Raw genomic sequence first — 18,208 nt, 5'->3', positions numbered from 1 at the left:
CAGCTAGTGACTCTAAGACTCAGGACTCACCTACAGGGAAGTGGGTAAATAATAACTTTTAAAGGGCTATAACCATGAATGTAACTCAGGGAGTGAGAAGCTGTTCGCACCTAAGCTATCAACATCAACCCGATTTTGACACCCAGTCAGAATCAGATTTTGAATCAGATTTTGAATCAGATTTTGAATCAGATTTTGACACCCAGTCAGCAACAGCCTCTGGCCAGTGGAAAGTCTGCAAGTCAACCAGCAAGCTGCTGCCCAGTCCTGCCAGGGAGTCTGAGCGACAAGAGCTACTGCTGGCCGCTGAGAGCGGACGTCTGGGACTTCGGCGAATTGATATATTTAAAGAAGAAGAATACCTTTCTGGCAAGAGAGCACCAAGGCCCTGCACCCTCGCCCTGCCGGGGGCAATGATGCCCACCCAGCGCGTGTCAGAAAATCATGGCGAATGGATGGTTGGCATTGTTGATCCACAATGCCTGTATGTCTATAAACGTAACGCATGGACCAGCAGGCTGCTGGAGCCTGGCTTTACTCCGGAAGGACTGCAGGTAAAACTACTGCCTGATCTACAATCTGCCCTTGATAGACGTTTTGAGCGTGGCGAACAAGTCATCTGGAGAGTTTATCCCCGTTTCACCTCGGGACATCTGCAAGCAGATGGAACGTTCACTTTGCCAAAATTCAAACCGGGCCAATGTACCCGCTCAAAGGATTTCCCGGAACTGGTGCTCACCCACTACAGAAGAGAAGACATCAAATGCTTCTGTGTTTATAACGATGCACAGAAAAATATTTCCGATATCCTCCGGGACAAGCGCGAGTGTGAAGAGGAATTGGAGCTTGACCCCTTGCCTCTGGTTGTTTATTGCCACCGCACAGGTTCTGTTCAGGTCTATTTTGAAGATGAGCTGGACAATATGCTCCTGGCCGAGAATGAGCGCTCACTGAAAGATTTTGCGATCTTTCACAAGTTATTCCCAGACACTTTCAGAGCCCTGTTGAATCTGCTGCCAATGTCTTTGCGGGCAAAGACATTGGGTTCGAAATTAACCTTTTCACCTGGTCTTAAGGACAAATTGGAACAGGCCATCGAATTACTGACTGATCCCTGTTCATACAGTTATGAGAAGCTTCTGGAACTAAAACAAAGTGGCTTACCCATTCACAAGCATTTTATTTATGGAGGCGGGTATGTATCTTTGCTTGACCTGTTGCTGCTTACCGAAATGGGCAGAAACGGTGAGCCAGAGCATGAGCAAACCCGGGAACATGAAAAAGAAGCCTGTCGCTTACTGCAACTGCTTCTGCAAAGTGGAGCAAGGCTGGAGAGCGCCATCCCCTACATTAAAAGCATGAAAGATTGCACATCTCAGGTAATACCAGCGAGTGCAATGAATTATATCGTGGCTGCCTTTGACCCATTTGATTTTCTGACCCTGAAACATCTCGAGAGAATACCTTTAATCGGTTGCCCAGGGAACGTCGTTGAATTTAACCGAATTTGTCAGGGGCTCAGTCAAGAACAAATACAGCAACGTATGATAAAGGTATTGGATGTGAGTTTTGAACCTCCACCCCTCGACATGATCAAATCCCACTTGCTGGCCCTCTTTCATTACGGCGCTTGCCTGGACGAAGTGAATCTGGATTCTCTTGTAGTATTTCTGGACTATTATTGCCATCGCACTAAGAAGATTGCTGATAATTTTACTGTGGCTGATTTTATCCCGTGGGTTAAAAAACTCTGGGACGAAAGGAACACCTATCCTTTATTCCGGAATTGGCCAGAACATCTGGAGCAGGCTGAGAAGGAGATCAAGGATCTGAAAAAATCTCTCAACCTGAACGACTCTGGCCCATCCGGGCCATTGGCAGACGAACCACCATCGGCATTAAAGTTTATCGAGGATGCGTTCAGCACAGCGCCGGTCTTGCCTGATCTTGTCGGCGATAATGAAAAAACCATCCTGAAGGTATTGCAGCATTACTACCGCCGTCCGGGACCAGAACGGGTGATCAAGAGCCTGCGCAAACCAACCTTGCCAACCCTGTGGAAACCACTGCACAGTTGCAGTCATGTCCTGCGGGCCAGGAATAATGGGCACTGGTATATGGAATTGCTGGAGAAATTTCAGCAATGCTCCTTGCGCCAGGACGAAAAAGAACTCCTGTCGCTGGCGATTATCTACCATGATGCGGCTGCCGAAGATGTCGACAAATCAGCTGAAGAAACACGTTCAGCTGAATATTTCAAACGGGACCTGGCCGGATACTACCCTGAAGCGCTGCTGGCTGATATGGCCGAGGCAATGATCAGCAAGGAAAACGATGTTCAGGGTAAAGACGAGCAGAACCTGTCTGTGTCAGTGCGTTGGTATCTGCGCATATTACGCTTTGCAGATCGCACGGACGTTATCCGTGGTTGCGGGGTTGGGGCTGATTTTCCCGGATTAACGGTGACTCCAACCCGGGGTTTTAACGCTGGACTTCTTGACTTACCAACGCAGCTGACTGAAGAGTTTACCTCCGAGCCTGACAACAAGAGTGAATTCCAACGTCATCTGGAAGCCGCCATGCATGGTGCGGCTGATCTGGCGCGGGTCACCGGGCGACTTAACGATCAGCGCAACAAAGATTACACCAAAGTCTACGGTCTGATTGGCAATGGCTCAAAAATCTCTGAAAACTTCGAGTGGACCACTGAGCCAGTCAAAAGAATGAACCAGTTTATTGACGACAATGTCCGCCGCAAAATAGCTCGGGAGGCCGGAATCATTGTCTGTTCAGATGCTGAACACCGGGCCTGCAAGGCTGATCAGGACAAAGGGATTACTTATGGTATCCATAACAGCTGGTATGACCTGAGGCAGGTAGAGCTTCCGGCCGGCATGACGCTGCTGGAAAAGATGCAATACGAACATGACCCGTCGCTGCTGAGCCCGGCAACTCAGCAAGCATTGGAACAAGAGGTGCAACGGCTCAGAAGGGAAGGGATACGGATGAATCCGGGCACCATGAGGCGGGAAACACTGCTTTCGCCGAAGGCCCAGTCAGTGCTGGAAGACCGGGGTATTACCGTGGTCAGCGATAAGCGTCCCTACTTCAACAACGAGGGCAAGCCGGAAGAATGGGAAATGCCGGTGCCGAAGAAGATGCCAAAGCCTGATGCCCGGAGCAAACCAGTAGGGGATGCCGATAGCACGAATAGTATAAGAACCTGATGGAACTTTTCGCCAGCCAGTGACTCCAAATATCGTAAGCACCCCGTATGGGAGGCTACCGCAAAACTCCAACAGCTCGTTCCCATGCTCTGAGGTCGTCATTCCCGCGAAGGCGGGAATCCAGCGCCAACGGTGAATCTCTGCCTTCTCGGGGATGACAAGGCCAGGGGGGCAGCAGGCAGTATGGTTCCGGTGGTGATTCAGTTTGGATTCCCGCCTTCGCGGGAATGACGAGAATGAAGCCGGGAATGACGAGAATGAAGCCGGGAATGACGAGAATGAAGCCGGGAATGACGAGAATGAAGCCGGGAATGACGAGAATGAAGCCGGAAATGACAGGAGTCAACTCGTTCCCACGCTGGAGAGAGTTTTACGACACCCTCATGAAAATGGCTAAGTAATTTATTTTACAGGAGTATTACCATGGATGTTGCTCAGGGAGCAGGGATCTTTGCAAGCCTGTATCCTCCCCCGCAATCAAAATCTGACACCCAGTCGGTAACGGCCTCTGGCCAATGGACAGTCTGCGAATCCACCAGCAGGCTGCTGCCCGGTCCTTCCAGGGAGTCTGAGCGACAACAGCTACTGCTGGCCGCTGAGAGTGGACGCCTGGCGTTTCGGCGAATTAATTTGTTTGAAGAAGCACAATATTTTTCAGGCAAGAGAACACCAAGACCTTTCACCCTCGCCCTGCCAGGGAGAATGATGCCCACCCAGCCTGTGCCAGAAGGTTATGGCAAATGGATGGTAGGCATTGTTGATCCACAATGCCTTTATGTCTACAAACGTAATGCAGGGACCAGGTCGCTGATGATGAAAGTGCCTGGCGTCACTTCGGATAAAATGCTGGCAAAACTACTGCCTGATCTGCAATCACTGCTCGATAAACGTTTCGAGCGTGGCAATCAAGTCTTCTGGAAAATTTATCCTCCTTATTTCACTTCGGGACATCTGCTGCCAGACGGGACGTTCAGTTTGCCAAAATTGAAATCTGGCCCTTATAACACCCATGATGATTTCCCGGAGCTGCTGCTCACTCACTACAGCAAAGAAGACATCAAATGCTTTTGTGTTTACAACGATGCCCAGAAAAATATTTACAATATCCTATGTGACAAGCGTCGGTGTGAAGAGGAATTGAAGATTGGACCCTTGCCTCTGGTGGTTTATTGCCACCGCACAGGTTCTGTACAGGTCTATTTTGGTGATGAGCTGGAGAGTTCACGGATGTACATGAATGAGCTTTCTCTTAATGATTTTGCCTTCTCGCAGGGCATAACTCCGGAACATTTCAGGGCCATGTTGAATCTGCTGCCAATGTCTTTGCGGGCAGAGGCACTGGGTTCGAAATTAACCATCACACCAGATGTCAGACAAAAATTGCAACAGGCCATCGAGTTGGTAACAGATCCTCGTCGCTACAGCTATGAGAAGCTTCTGGAATTAAAACAGGCTGGATTGCCTATTCACCAGCGTTTTATTTATAACGGATCTTCTGGTAATTCGTTGCTTGAAATGTTGCTGCATTCGGAAATGAAAAGGCAAGATGTGCCAGAACATGAGCAAACCCGGAAACAGGAAGAAGAAGCTTTACGGTTACTTCAGCTGCTTCTGCAGAGCGGAGCGAGGCTGAAGAAGTATACTTTTTATATTGACGTCATGGCAGCTTTCCTGGGACCAGCAATGCCAGCAAGAATATTCAATTGCCTGGTGGCTGCCTCTACTCCACTTGAGTTCCTGACCGTTCAACATCTCAAGCGTTTACCCTTGACCGATTGCCCGGGAAGCGTCGTTGAATTTGACCGTATCTGCCGAAGAAACAAACTGAACCTGCGGGAATCCCTGAAAGCAGTATTGCGTTATTTGATCACCTTACCGACTAAAAACCTCGAACATATTCAGTCCAACCTACTGGCCCTGTTTCATTACGAGGTTTCAGTGGATGAAAACATTCTGCGTAGTCTTAAATGCGACCTGAAGATCTTTTACGACGAAGGTCAGAAAGTTATTGATGATTTTTTTCTGGATGATTATATCGAATGGGTTGAAAAACTATGGGAACAACGGGAAACATATCCTTTCTACCAGAATTGGCCAAAGCATGTCCGACAGGCTCAGCAGGACATCGATAATCTGAAACAATCTCTCGGTCTGGACGATTCTCACAACCTGGCAACACCATTGGCAGCCGAAACACCAACGGCATTAAAGTTTGTGGTGGAGGCGTTCAGCAGACCGCCAGTCCTGCCTGACAATGTCGGCGATAATGAAAAAACCATCCTGAAGGTATTGCAGCATTATTACCGCCGTCCAGGACCGGAACGGGTGATCCAGAGCCTTGCCATGCAAAACATGCCAACCGTATGGAAACCTCAGCACAGCTGCAGTCATGTGCTGCGGGCCAGAAATAATGGTCACTGGTATATGGAATTGCTGGAGAAATTTCAGCAGTGTTCCCTGAAAGAACAAGAAAAAGAACTTCTGTCGCTGGCGATTATCTACCATGATGCGGCTGCCGAAGATGTCGACAAATCAGTGGAAGAAATACGTTCAGCTAACTATTTCAAACGGGACCTGGCCGGACGCTTCCCTGAGCAGCTTCTGGATGATATGGAAGAGGCAATGGTGAGCAAGGAAAATGATGTCAAGGGTAAAGACGAGCAAAACCTTTCTGTGTCAGTGCGTTGGTATCTGCGCATCTTACGCTTTGCGGATCGAATGGACGTTATCCGTGGTTGCGGGGTTGGGGCTGATTTTCCCGGATTAACGGTGACTCGAATCTGGGGTTTTGATGCCAGACGTCTTGACTTACCATTGCAGCTGACCAGGGAGTTTAGCTCCGAGCCTGACAACAAGAGTGAATTCCAACGCCATCTGGAAGCCGCCATGCACGGTGCGGCTGATCTGGCGCGGGTAACCGGGCAACTTCAGGATTGGCGCAAAAAAAACTACACCCAAGTCTACGGTCTGAGCAACAATGGCTCAAAGATCTCTGAAAACTTTGAATGGACCACTGAGCCAGTGCAGAGAATGAACCAGTTTATTGACGACAATGTCCGCCGCAAAATAGCCCGGGAGGCCGGAATCATTGTCTGTTCAGATCCTGACCACAAAGCCTGCAAGGCTGATCAGAACAAAGGGATTACTTATGGTATCCATAACAGCGGGTATGACCTGGGGCAGGTAAAGCTTCCAGCCGGAATGACGCTGCTGGAAAAGATGCAATACGAACATGACCCGTCACTGCTGAGCCTGACAACACGACAGGCATTGGAAAAAGAAGTAGAGCGTCTGAGGAGCGAAGGTATACGGATGAATCCGGGCACCTTAAAGCAGAAAACACTGGCTTCGGAGGAAGCCCGAAAAGTGCTGAAGGATCGGGGTATTGCCGTGATCGGCGAGAAGCGTCCCTACTTTTTTACCAACAAAGGCGACCTTAGAGAACCGGAAATGCTGGTGCCAAAGAAGATGCCAAAGCCTGATGCCCGGAGCAAACCAGCAGGGGTGGGCCGATAGCACGAATGGTATAAGAACCTGATGGAACTTTTCGCCAACCGGTGACTCTAACAAAAGGGAGACCCCCGTATGGGAGGCTACCGCAAAACTCCAACAGCTCGTTCCCATGCTCTGAAGTCGTCATTCCCGCGAAGGCGGGAATCCAGCGCCAACGGTGAATCTCTGCCTTCTCGGGGATGACAAGGCCAGGGGGGCAGCAGGCAGTATGATTCCGGTGGTGATTCAGTTTGGATTCCCGCCTTCGCGGGAATGACGAGAATGAAGCCGGGAATGACGAGAATGAAGCCGGGAATGACGAGAATGAAGCCGGGAATGACGAGAATGAAGCCGGGAATGACGAGAATGAAGCCGGGAATGACAGGAGTCAACTCGTTCCCACGCTGGAGAGAGTTTTACGACACCATCATGGAAATGGTTAAGTAATTTATTTTACAGGAGTATTACCATGGATGTTGCCCAGGGAACAGGGATCTTTGCAAGCCTGTATCCTCCCCCTCAATCAAAGTCTGACACCCAGTCGGTAACGGCCTCTGGCCAATGGACAGTCTGCGAATCCACCAGCAGGCTGCTGCCCGATCCTTCCGGGGAGTCTGAGCGACATAAGCTACTGCTGGCCGCTGAAAGTGGACGCCTGGCGTTTCGGCGGATTAAATTGACTGAAGAAGACAATTACTTTTCAGTTCAGGGGGCACCAAGACCCTTCACCCTCGCCCTGCCGGGGGAAATGATGCCCAATGAGGCCATGCCAGAAGGGTTCGGTCAATGTATGGTAGGCATTGTTGATCCAGAATGCCTGTATGTCTATAAACGTGATGCAGAGACCAGATACCTCCAGTTCGGCAAATCTCCGGAACAACTGTTAATAAAACTACTACCTCACCTGCAATCATTGCTCGATGTACGTCTTGAGCGTTGCAATCAGGTCATTTGGAAAATTTACCCTCATCGTTTCACCTCAGGCCATCTGCAAGCGGATGGGACATTCAGTTTACCAAAATTGAAACTCGACGATGGCACCCGCTTATTTGACTTCCCGGAACTGTTGCTCAACAAATACAGTAAAAAAGACATCAAATGCTTTTGCGTATACAAGGATGCACAGATAAATATTTCCGACATCCTGAAGGACAAGCACCAGTTTGAAAAGGTATTGAAGATCGGACCTTTGCCTCTGGTTGTTTATTGCCACCGCACAGGTTCTGTACAGGTCTATTTTGCTGATGAGCTGGACAGTCCATATCTGACCAGGAATGAGCGATCTCTGGATGATTTAGCGTTTTCACAGGGCTTGGCTCCAGATCATTTCAGAGACATCTTGAATCTGCTGCCAATGTCTTTGCGGGCAAAGGCACTGAGTTCGGAATCAACCGTCTCAGTTGATCCGGATGTCATACACAAACAACAACAGGCCATCGAGCTGGTAAGTGATCCCTTTGTTTACAGTTATGAGAAGCTTCTGGAGTTAAAACAAAGTGGCTTGCCAATTCACCAGTGTTTTTTTCATAAAGGAAAAGTTCAATCTTTACTTGGCATGCTGCTGGATTCCGAAGTGTTCAGAAACGACCAGCCAGAACACGAGCAGACCCTGAAACAGGAGGACGAAGCCCGGCGCTTATGTCAGTTGCTTCTGCGCAGCGGTGCGAGGCTGGAGGAGTATTTTTATCGCATTAAGAACATGGATGGTCCCCGCGTACCTGTAATCCCGGCTGGAATATTCGATTGTTTTGTGGCTACCTCTGCTCCATTTGAGTTCCTGACTCTGGAACATCTCAAGTGGTACCCTTTGACCGGCTGTCCGGGAAGCGTCGTTGAATTTGACCGTATCTGTCGCGGTCTCAGTAAACGGCAGCAGCAGGATTGCCTGAGAAGGGTATTAAAATATGTTGTAACTCTCTGGAATATAACCCTCAAACATATTCAGCTCAGCTTATTGGCCCTGTTTCATTACCAGATTTCCGTAGACAAAAACGTTCTGGATAGTCTTGAATCCTATCTCGATAGGTATTGCGAAGAAGATGAAAATATCATTGATGATTTTTCCGTGGCTGATTATGTCAAATGGGTCAAAAAACTATGGGAGCAACGGGAAACATATCCTTTCTACCAGAATTGGCCAAAGCATGTCCGGCAGGCTCAGCAGGACATCAAAGATCTGAGACAATCTCTCGGTCTGGACGATTCTCACAATCTGGCAACACCATTGGCAACCGAAACACCAGCAGCATTAAAGTTTGTGGTGGACGCCTTCAGCACAGCGCCAGTCCTGCCTGATCTTGTCGGCGATAATGAAAAAACCATCCTGAAGGTATTGCAACATTATTACCGCCGTCCGGGACCGGAACGGGTGATCCAGAGCCTTGGCATGCAAACCATGCCAACCGTGTGGAAACCTCTGCATAGTTGCAGTCATGTCCTGCGGGCCAGGAATAATGGGCTCTGGTATATGGAATTGCTGGAGAAATTTCAGCAGTGCTCCTTGCGCCCGGACGAAAAAGAACTCCTGTCGCTGGCGATTATCTACCATGATGCGGCTGCCGAAGATGTCGACAAATCAGTGGAAGAATCAAGCTCAGCTGATTATTTCAAACGGGACCTGGCCGGACACTACCCTGAAAAGCTGCTGGCTGATATGGCAAAGGCGATAGTCAGCAAAGAAAACGATGTTAAGGGTAAAGAGGAGCAGAACCTGCCTGACGCTGTGCGCTGGTATCTGCGAATATTGCGTTTTGCAGATCGAATGGATGTTATCCGTGGTTGCGGGGTTGGTGCTGATTTTCCCAGATTAACGGTGACTCGACCTCTGGGTTTTAACGCTACACGTCTTGACTTACCATCACATCTAACCAGTGAGTTTAGCTCCTGGTCTTGCAACAAGAGTGAATTCCAACGACATCTGGAAGCCGCCATGCATGGTGCGGCTGATCTGGCGCGGATAACCGGGCAACTTCTGGATCAGCGCAAAAAAAACTACACCCAAGTCTACGGTCTGGACGACAATGGCGCAAAGATCTCTGAAAACTTTGAATGGACAACTGAGCCAGTAAAGAGAATGGACCAGTTTATTGACGACAATGTCCGGCGCAAAATCGCTCAGGCGGCCGGGATTATTGTCTGTTCAGACCCCAACCACCAAGCCTGCAAGGCGGATCAGAACAAAGGGATCACTTATGGTATTCATAACAGCTGGTATGATCTGGGGCAGGTAAAGCTTCCGGCCGGAATGACGCTGCTGGAAAAGATGCAGTACGAACATGACCCTTCGCTGCTCAGCCAGACAACACAACAGGCCATGGCACAAGAGGTGCAGCGACTGAAGAGCGAAGGTATACGGATGAACCCGGGCACCTTGACCCAGGAAACGCTGTATTCGGAGGAAGCCCAAAAAGTGCTGAGGGAGCGCGGTATTGTCGTGGTCAGCGAGAAGCGTCCCTACTTTAACAACGATGGCTTCCCGAGAAAACGGAAAATGCTGGTGCCAAAAAAGATAGCCAAGCTTGATTGAGAACACGCCAGCAGGTTGGCATGAACAATCCTTTGATCTCGCTATGAAGTCCATGACCAGGCAATAGGACCTTGCCGGAACTTTTTCCCAGATAATCACTCTAACTATTGAGGCCATTCGCAATGAGCCTGTCCCGGTTGATTTAATAAACAGGAGTTCAACTTGAATAGTGTTGGCAGCAAAGCCGGTATACGCCGCTCATTCCGGTTAAGTGAAGATGAATCTAACAATAGGGAGAAAAAAAAGGAAATACCAAAAAAGTATGGAAGACATCAAAAACAGACAAAAGTTTCTGAAAGAATAATCTCATCGAGTTCCGAAACTGATAGTCTTTCGTCAACAAAAACTCGTTACGGATCTGATAGCAGTCATTGGTCAGCGTCTCACTCTGAGACTGAAAGCTCTTCGTCATCAAAAACTCGTTATGGATCTGATCGCAGTTATTGCTCAGAGTCTGACTCTGAGGCTGATAGCCCTCCGTCAAAAAAAACTCGTTACGGATCTAAACACACTCACTGGTCAGAGTCGGATTCTGAGGCTGAAAGCCATTCGTCTGGAAAAACTCCTTACGGATCTGATCACAGTCATTGCTCAGAGTCGGACTCTGAGGCTGATAGCCATTCGTCAAGAAAAACTCTTTATGGATCCGATCACAGTCATTACTCAGAGTCTTACTCTTCTGAGGCTGATAGTCGTTCATCAAGAGAAACTCGTCCCGGATCCGATCACAGTCATTACTCAGAGTCTTACTCTTCTGAGGCTGATAGCCATTCGTCAAGAAAAACTCTTTATGGATCCGATCACAGTCATTACTCAGAGTCTTACTCTTCTGAGACTGATAGTCGTTCATCAAGAGAAACTCGTCCCGGATCCGATCACAGTCATTACTCAGAGTCTTACTCTTCTGAGACTGATAGTCGTTCATCAAGAGAAACTCGTCCCGAATCCCATCACAGTTATTACTCAGAGTCTTACTCGGACACTGAATCTGATAGCCGTTCGTCAAGGTCAGATAACTCATACAAAACTTATGAATCTGTTGAAATGAGTGACAGAGCTCAGTTACTTGAGAGGTACAATCGTCTATTAATTGACCCCAACTTATCCGATTTTAAAATACAAGGAATACCAAGCAGAGATGAGTTCAGGAAAAAATATAAAAAGCTGTTATTAAGAATACACCCAGACAAAGCAGGGAAGGATAACGAGGAATTATTTAAAACAATTTTTCCTATTTGTGAAGAAATTATGAAAAAATTAAAATAACCTGATACCAAACAATTACTTCAGAAAAGCAAAAGAAGAAGAAACAAGGACAACCATAAATTTGATTGACCATCCACCCGGAAACCCAGTCAAGAGCAACAACAATTCATTAAAGAGGTACTATGTGAATTCATACTCTCCCCCCTCGATCATGGAACTTTTTTCCAGCCAGTCACTCTAAAAGCGCAGAAATCACCTTTACGAAAGTGGTAAATATTAATTTTGGAGATTTCCAATGAATGTTACTCACGAAACGAGAACCTCTGCAAACCTTTACCCTCCCACGCAATCAAAGTCTGACACCCAGTCGGTAACGACCTCTGGCCAATGGACAGTCTGCGAATCCACCAGCAGGCTGCTGCCCGCTCCTTCCAGGGAGTCTGAGCGACAAGACCTACTGCGAGCCGCAGAGACTGGACGCCTGGCGTTTCGGCGAATCAGATTGAATATAGAAAACGATTACTTCTCGGGTCAGAGGGCACCAAGGCCCTTCACAATCGCCCTGCCGGGGGGAATGATGCCCACTAGGCCCATGCCAAAAGCAGATTTTGGTAAATGGATGGTAGGCATTGTTGATCCACAATGCCTGTATGTCTATAAATATGATGCATCTACTGGACGTGTGCTGATAGAGCCCGGCGTCACTCCGGAAACACTGCGTGCAAAACTATTGCCTGATCTGCAATCATCGCTCAATAGACGTCTTGAGCATGGCAATCAGGTCATCTGGAGAGTTTATCCTCATCGTTTTACCTCAGGACATCTGCAAGAGGATGGAACGTTCAGTTTACCAAAATTGAAATCCGACAATGACACCCCTTTACTCGACTACCCGGAACTGGTGCTCACCCAATATGACAAAAAAGACATCAAATGCTTCTGTGCATACAAAGATGCACAGATAAATATTGCCGAGATCCTGGGGGACAAGCGTCAGTGTGAAAAGGTATTGAAGATTAAATCCCCCCTGCCTCTGGTTATATATTGCTATCGCACAGGTTCTGTTGAGGTTTATTTTGATGATGAGCTGAACAATAAACACCTGGCCAGGAATGAAGATTCTCTGGATTATTTTGCGATTTCACAGGGCATAGCCCCGGAAAATTTCAGAGCCATGTTGAATCTTCTGCCAATGTCTTTGCGGACAGAGGCACTGAGTTCGGAATTAACCGTCTCTGCAGATGCCAGGCAAAAGTTACAACAGGCCATCAAACTGGTCAGTAATCCTCGTTTTTACAGTTACGAGGAGCTTCTGAAATTAAAACAGAGTGGCTTGGCAATTCACCAGCCTTTTTTTCAGGAAGGAGATTTTGAATCTTTGCTTGAAATGCTCCTGACTCAGGAAATGATCAGAAACGAAAACACTGTTCTGGAAATGATCAGAAACGAAAACTCTGCTCAGGAGCAATCTCAGCAACAGGAAGAAACAGCCTACCGAATGTTTCGGCTGATTTTGCAAAGTGGGGCAAGTTTGCCGAAAAAGTGGTGCCTGTATTTCATTTACCGAATGGACAGCTTTCTCTCTTACATAATGCCACCGGGCATAATGAATTGTATGCTGGTTGCCTTTAGACCCATTCAATTCCTGACTCTGCTCCATCTCAGGAAGATCGCTTTGTCCACCTGTCCGGGAGCCCTTGTTGAATTTGACCGCATTTGCCAGGGGCTTAGTCAACAGCAACGGCAGGACGCTCTGGAACAGATATTGCGGCAACATTTGAACGATTGTTACCGTCCCACTCTCGACACCGTCGAGTCTCAGTTGCTAGCCCTGTTTTCCTTCGGAGCTTCCCTGAACAAAAACTTTCTGAAATCTTTTCAATCCTATTTGCGTAAGGAATATCCTGAAGGTAAGAAAGTTATTGCTGATTTTTCTGCGGATGATTACATCACATGGCTTAAAAAACTGTGGGATCAACGAGCAACACATTCTTTGTACCAGAATTGGCCGGAGCATGTCCGGCAGGCTGAACGGGACATCAGGGACCTGCAACAATCTCTCGATCAGGTCGATTCAGGCCCATCGGCAACAGCATTGTCAGCTCAGGCACCGGCGGCATTAAAGTTTGTGGTGGACGCCTTCAGCAAGCCGCCGGTCCTGCCAGATACTGTCGGCGATAATGAAAAAACCATTCTGAAGGTATTGCTGCATTATTACCGCCGTCCGGGACCGGAACGGGTGGTCCGGAGCCTTGGCAGACAGACCATGCCAGCAGTGTGGAAACCCCTGCACAGTTGCAGTCATGTCCTGCGAGCCAGGAATAATGGGCACTGGTATATGGAATTGCTGAAGAAATTTCAGCAGTGTTCTCTGGGCAAAGAAGAAAAAGAACTCCTGTCTCTGGCGATTATCTACCATGACGCTGCTGCCGAAGATGTTGACAAATCAGTGGAAGAAACAAAGTCAGCCGAGTACTTCAAACGGGACCTGACCGGGCACTACCCCAAACAGCTGCTGGAGAATATAGTGCTGGCAATGGTCAGCAAGGAAAACGATGTCGAGGGTAAGGATGAACAGAACCTGCCTGACTCTGTGCGCTGGTATCTGCGCATATTACGCTTTGCAGATCGAATGGACTTTATCCGTTGCCGTGGGATTGGGGCTGATTTTCCCGGATTAACGGTGACTCGAACCCTGGGTTTTGACGCTACACGTCTTGACCTGCCAGCGCAGCTGACTCGAGATTTTACCGCCGAGCCTGACAACAAGACTGAATTCCAGCGTCATCTCGAAGCCGCCATGCACGGTGCGGCTGATCTGGCGCGAGTAACCGGGCAGCTTCAAGATCGGCGCAAAAAAAGCTACACCCGGGTCTACGGTCTGAATAGCGATGGTTCAAAGATCTCTGAAAACTTTGAATGGACAACTGAACCAGTGCAGAGAATGAATCAGTTTATTGACGACAATGTCCGCCGCAAAATGGCTCAGCAGGCCGGCATTATTGTCTGCTCAGACCCCAGCCACAAAGCCTGCAAGGCGGATCAGAAAAAAGGGATCACTCGTGGTATTCATAACAGCTGGTATGATCTCAGGCAGGTGACGATTCCTGCCGGAATGACGCTGCTGGAAAAGATGCAGTACGAACATGACCCGTCACTGCTGAGCCCGGCAACACAAAAAGCATTAGCGAAAGAGGTGCAACGGCTGAGGAGCGAAGGTATTCGGATGAATCCTGGCACCTTGACGCAAACCACGCTGGCTTCGGAGGAAGCCCGAAAGGTGCTGGAACAGCGAGGTATTGCAGTGGTCAGCGAGAAGCGTCCCTACTTTACCAACCAAGGTTTCCCGAAAGAACGGGAAATGCTGGTGCCTGAGAAGATAGCAAAGCTTGATGCCCAGCAAAATGCGCCAGAAGGGTGGACGTGCTCAGTCCTTTGATCTCGCTATGAAGTCAAAGTGGAACTTTTTGCCAGCCAGTTGGAACTTTTTGCCAGCCAGTGACTCCAAAAAAAGGTAGCCCCACAGGAAAGCAGGTAAGTAATAAGTTTTACAGGAGTATTACCATGAATGTTGCCCAGGGAACGGGAACCACTGCAAACCTTTACCCTCCCACACAATCAAAGTCTGACACCCAGTCGGTAACGGCCTCTGGCCAATGGACAGTCTGCGAATCGACCAGAAGGCTGCTACCCGCTCCTTCCAGGGAGTCTGAGCGACAAGAGCTACTGCGGGCCGCAGAGACTGGACGCCTGGCGCTCCGGCGAATTGATTTGTATGAAGAAAAAGAATACTTTTCGGGTAAGGGGGCACCAAGGCCTTTCACTCTCGCCCTGCCGGGGGGAATGATGCCCACCAGGCCCATGCAAAAAACGGATTTTGGTGAATCGATGGTAGGCATTGTTGATCCAAAATGCCTGTATGCCTATAAATATGATGCAGCTACTTCACGTTTGCTGATAGATTCAAGCGCCACTCCGGAAACGCTGCGAGCAAAACTACTGCCTGATCTGCAATCATCACTTCTTAGACGTCTTGAGCATGGCCATCAAGTCCTCTGGAGAGCTTATCCTCATCGTTTCACCTCGGGACATCTGCAAGAGGATGGAACGTTCAGTTTACCAAAATTGAAAATCGGCAATGTCACCCCTTTACTCGACTACCCGGAACTGGTGCTCACCCAATATGGCAAAGAAGACATAAAATGCTTCTGTGCATACAACGAAGCACAGACAAGTATTGCCGAGATTCTGCGTGACAAGCGTCTGTGTGAAAAGGAATTGGAACTTGACCCCCTGCCTCTGGTTGTTTACTGCTGCCGCACAGGCTCTGTTCAGGTCTATTTTGATGATGAGCTGGATAATAAACACCTGGCCAGGAATGAGGATTTTCTGGATTATTTTGCGATTTCACAGGGCATAGCGCCGGAAAATTTCAGAGACATGTTGAATCTGCTGCCAATGTCTTTGCGGACAAAGGCACTGAGTCTGGAATTAACCGTCTCACCAGATGCCGAGCACAAATTGCAACAGGCGATCACGCTGGTGCAAAATCCTCGTTGTTATAGTTACGAGGGGCTTCTGAAATTAAAACAGGGTGGCTTACCCATTCACCAGCCTTTTTTTCATAAAGGACGTTTTCAATCTTTGCTTGAAATGCTCCTGACTCAGGAAATGTTCAGAAACGAAAAGACTGATCAGGAGCAAACTCAGAAACAGGAGGAAACAGCCTATCGAATGTTTCGGCTGATTTTGCAAAGTGGGGCAAGTCTGCCGAAAAAGTGGTGCTTGAGCTTCATTTACCGGATGGACGACTCTCTCTCTTTTACAATGCCACCGGGCATAATGAATTGTATGCTGGTTGCCTTTAGACCATTTCAATTCCTGACTCTGCTTCATCTCAGGAGGGTCTCCTTGACCGCCTGTCCGGGAGCCGTTATTGAATTTGACCGTATTTGCCGGGGGCTAAGCCAACCGCAACGCCAGGACACTCTGGAACAGTTATTACGGCAATATCTGAATGATCGTATTCTCCCTTCTCTCGACACCATCCAGTCTTTCTTGCTGGCCCTGTTTCACTTCGGAGCTTCTCTGGACAAAAACGTTCTGAAATCTTTTGAATCCTATGTGCAGAAGGAATATCCCAAAGGTAATAGAGTCATTGCGGGTATTTCTCAGGATGATTATATCAACTGGCTTGAAAAACTATGGGATCAGCGAGAAACACATGCTTTGTACCAGAATTGGCCAGAGCATGTTCAACAGGCTCATCGGGACATAGAGAATCTGAAACAATCGCTCGGTCTGGGCGATTCTGGTACATCGACAACACCCATGGCGGCCACGGCACCAGCGGCATTACAGTTTGTGGTAGAAGCCTTCAGCAAGCCGCCGGTCCTGCCAGATAATGTCGGCGACAATGAAAAAACCATCCTGAAGGTATTGCAGCATTATTACCGCCGTCCGGGACCGGAGCGGGTGATCCAGAGTCTGGGCAGACAGACCATGCCAGCAGTGTGGAAACCCCTGCACAGTTGCAGTCATGTCCTGCGAGCCAGAAATAATGGGCACTGGTATATGGAATTGCTGAAGAAATTTCAGCAGTGTTCCCTGAGCAAAGAAGAAAAAGAACTCCTGTCTCTAGCAATTATCTACCATGATGCAGCTGCCGAAGATGTTGACAAATCAGCGGAAGAAACAAGGTCAGCCGAGTACTTCAAACGGGATCTGACCGGGCATTACCCTGAACAGCTGCTGGCTGATATGGCAATGGCGATGATCAGCAAAGAAAACGATGTCAATGGTAAAGATGAACAGAACCTGCCTGACCCTGTGCGCTGGTATCTGCGCATATTGCGCTTTGCGGATCGAATGGACGTTATCCGTTGTTTTGGGGTTGCGCCCTATTTTCCCGGTTTAACAGTGACTCGACCTCCGGGTTTTGACGCTACACGTCTTGACTTACCAGCGCAGCTGACTAAAGAGTTCAGCTCCGAGCCTGGCAACAAGAGTGAATTCCAACGTCATCTGGAAGCTGCCATGCACGGTGCGGCTGATCTGGCGCGGGTAACCGGGCATCTTCAGGATTATCGCAGAAAAAACTACACCAAAGTCTATGGCCTGAACGACAGTGGCTCCAATATCTCTGAAAACTTTGAATGGACAACCGAGCCTTTGCAGAGAATGAACCAGTTTATTGACGACAATGTCCGACGCAAAATGGCACAGGAAGCTGGCATTATTGTCTGTTCAGATCCCGGCCACAAAGCCTGCAAAGCTAATCAGAAAAAAGGGATCATTCGTGGTATTCACAACAGCTGGCATGATCTGGGACAGGTTGAGATTCCAGCCGGAATGACGCTACTGGAAAAGATGCAGTACGAACATGACCCGTCGCTGCTGAGTCCGGCAACACAACAGGCGTTGAAGAAAGAGATACAGCGGCTCAAGAGCGAAGGGATACGAATGAATCTGGGCACCTTGACTCAAAAAACACTGGCTTCCGAGAAAGCCCGAAAAGTGCTGAAAAAGCGTGGTATTACCGTGGTCAGCGAGAAGCGTCCCTACTTCAGCAACGAGGGCTTCCCGAGAGAACCGGAAATACTGGTGCCAAAGCTTAATGCTCAGCAGAATGCGCCAGCGGGGCGTGCATGTGCAATCCTTTGATCCCTCTATTGAAATTCATCTTCGGGCGGTGGCCCCCTGGTGAAACTTTTTACCAGACAGTTACTCCAATGAGCAAGCTGTCTGCTGAAGCGGT

Annotated in this window: 9 protein-coding genes; 7 read left to right on the top strand and 2 right to left on the bottom strand. The window is 48.5% G+C overall.

Annotated features, from left to right (window positions below; translation table 11 throughout):
• Positions 1-74 precede the first annotated feature (74 nt).
• Positions 75-3,227: a hypothetical protein gene (locus tag ACO6V5_RS24660; protein WP_422412687.1), complete on the top strand. Its 3,153-nt coding sequence runs from the start codon at positions 75-77 to the stop codon at positions 3,225-3,227.
• 55 nt (positions 3,228-3,282) lie between these two features.
• On the opposite strand, the gene ACO6V5_RS24655 is transcribed toward ACO6V5_RS24660, so the two are convergent.
• Positions 3,283-3,573, bottom strand: a complete 291-nt coding sequence (locus ACO6V5_RS24655; protein WP_422442521.1) for a hypothetical protein — start codon at positions 3,571-3,573, stop codon at positions 3,283-3,285.
• 77 nt (positions 3,574-3,650) lie between these two features.
• On the opposite strand from ACO6V5_RS24655, the gene ACO6V5_RS24650 reads away from it, so the two are divergent.
• Positions 3,651-6,743: a hypothetical protein gene (locus tag ACO6V5_RS24650; protein WP_422492181.1), complete on the top strand. Its 3,093-nt coding sequence runs from the start codon at positions 3,651-3,653 to the stop codon at positions 6,741-6,743.
• Between the two features lie 77 nt (positions 6,744-6,820).
• Here the strand turns inward: ACO6V5_RS24650 and ACO6V5_RS24645 are convergent, their stop codons facing one another.
• Positions 6,821-7,111: a hypothetical protein gene (locus ACO6V5_RS24645; RefSeq protein ID WP_422442518.1), complete on the bottom strand. Its 291-nt coding sequence runs from the start codon at positions 7,109-7,111 to the stop codon at positions 6,821-6,823.
• Between the two features lie 77 nt (positions 7,112-7,188).
• On the opposite strand from ACO6V5_RS24645, the gene ACO6V5_RS24640 reads away from it, so the two are divergent.
• The 5 genes from ACO6V5_RS24640 (at position 7,189) to ACO6V5_RS24620 (ending at position 18,114) form a co-directional block, all read left to right on the top strand.
• The gene (locus ACO6V5_RS24640) at positions 7,189-10,245 is read left to right on the top strand and encodes a hypothetical protein (RefSeq protein ID WP_422442516.1); all 3,057 of its coding nucleotides are present in this window, start codon (positions 7,189-7,191) and stop codon (positions 10,243-10,245) included.
• A gap of 424 nt (positions 10,246-10,669) precedes the next feature.
• The gene (locus tag ACO6V5_RS24635) at positions 10,670-11,293 is read left to right on the top strand and encodes a hypothetical protein (RefSeq protein ID WP_422442514.1); all 624 of its coding nucleotides are present in this window, start codon (positions 10,670-10,672) and stop codon (positions 11,291-11,293) included.
• A complete protein-coding gene (locus tag ACO6V5_RS24630) occupies positions 11,290-11,511 on the top strand; it encodes a hypothetical protein (protein ID WP_422135103.1) in 222 nt (73 codons plus the stop codon). The genes ACO6V5_RS24635 and ACO6V5_RS24630 overlap by 4 nt, the downstream gene beginning before the upstream one ends.
• Before the next feature lie 235 nt (positions 11,512-11,746).
• On the top strand, positions 11,747-14,890 hold the full coding sequence (locus ACO6V5_RS24625; protein ID WP_422135104.1) for a hypothetical protein: 3,144 nt from the start codon (positions 11,747-11,749) through the stop codon (positions 14,888-14,890).
• Between the two features lie 125 nt (positions 14,891-15,015).
• A complete protein-coding gene (locus ACO6V5_RS24620) occupies positions 15,016-18,114 on the top strand; it encodes a hypothetical protein (protein WP_422135105.1) in 3,099 nt (1,032 codons plus the stop codon).
• Positions 18,115-18,208 lie beyond the last annotated feature (94 nt).

It is taken from the genome of Endozoicomonas sp. ALD068 (assembly GCF_049310145.1).
Classification (GTDB): Bacteria; Pseudomonadota; Gammaproteobacteria; order Pseudomonadales; family Endozoicomonadaceae; genus Endozoicomonas_A.
The sequence above is the reverse complement of the archived record's forward strand: the minus strand, read 5'-3'. Positions and strand labels throughout refer to the sequence as shown.

Bases quoted from the DNA above. Each gene is read 5' to 3' on its own strand.
- ACO6V5_RS24625 (WP_422135104.1), top strand. From the start codon at position 11,747: ATGAATGTTACTCACGAAACGAGAACCTCTGCAAACCTTTACCCTCCC.
- ACO6V5_RS24650 (WP_422492181.1), top strand. From the start codon at position 3,651: ATGGATGTTGCTCAGGGAGCAGGGATCTTTGCAAGCCTGTATCCTCCC.
- ACO6V5_RS24660 (WP_422412687.1), top strand. From the start codon at position 75: ATGAATGTAACTCAGGGAGTGAGAAGCTGTTCGCACCTAAGCTATCAA.
- ACO6V5_RS24630 (WP_422135103.1), top strand. From the start codon at position 11,290: ATGAGTGACAGAGCTCAGTTACTTGAGAGGTACAATCGTCTATTAATT.
- ACO6V5_RS24620 (WP_422135105.1), top strand. From the start codon at position 15,016: ATGAATGTTGCCCAGGGAACGGGAACCACTGCAAACCTTTACCCTCCC.
- ACO6V5_RS24635 (WP_422442514.1), top strand. From the start codon at position 10,670: ATGGATCTGATCGCAGTTATTGCTCAGAGTCTGACTCTGAGGCTGATA.
- ACO6V5_RS24640 (WP_422442516.1), top strand. From the start codon at position 7,189: ATGGATGTTGCCCAGGGAACAGGGATCTTTGCAAGCCTGTATCCTCCC.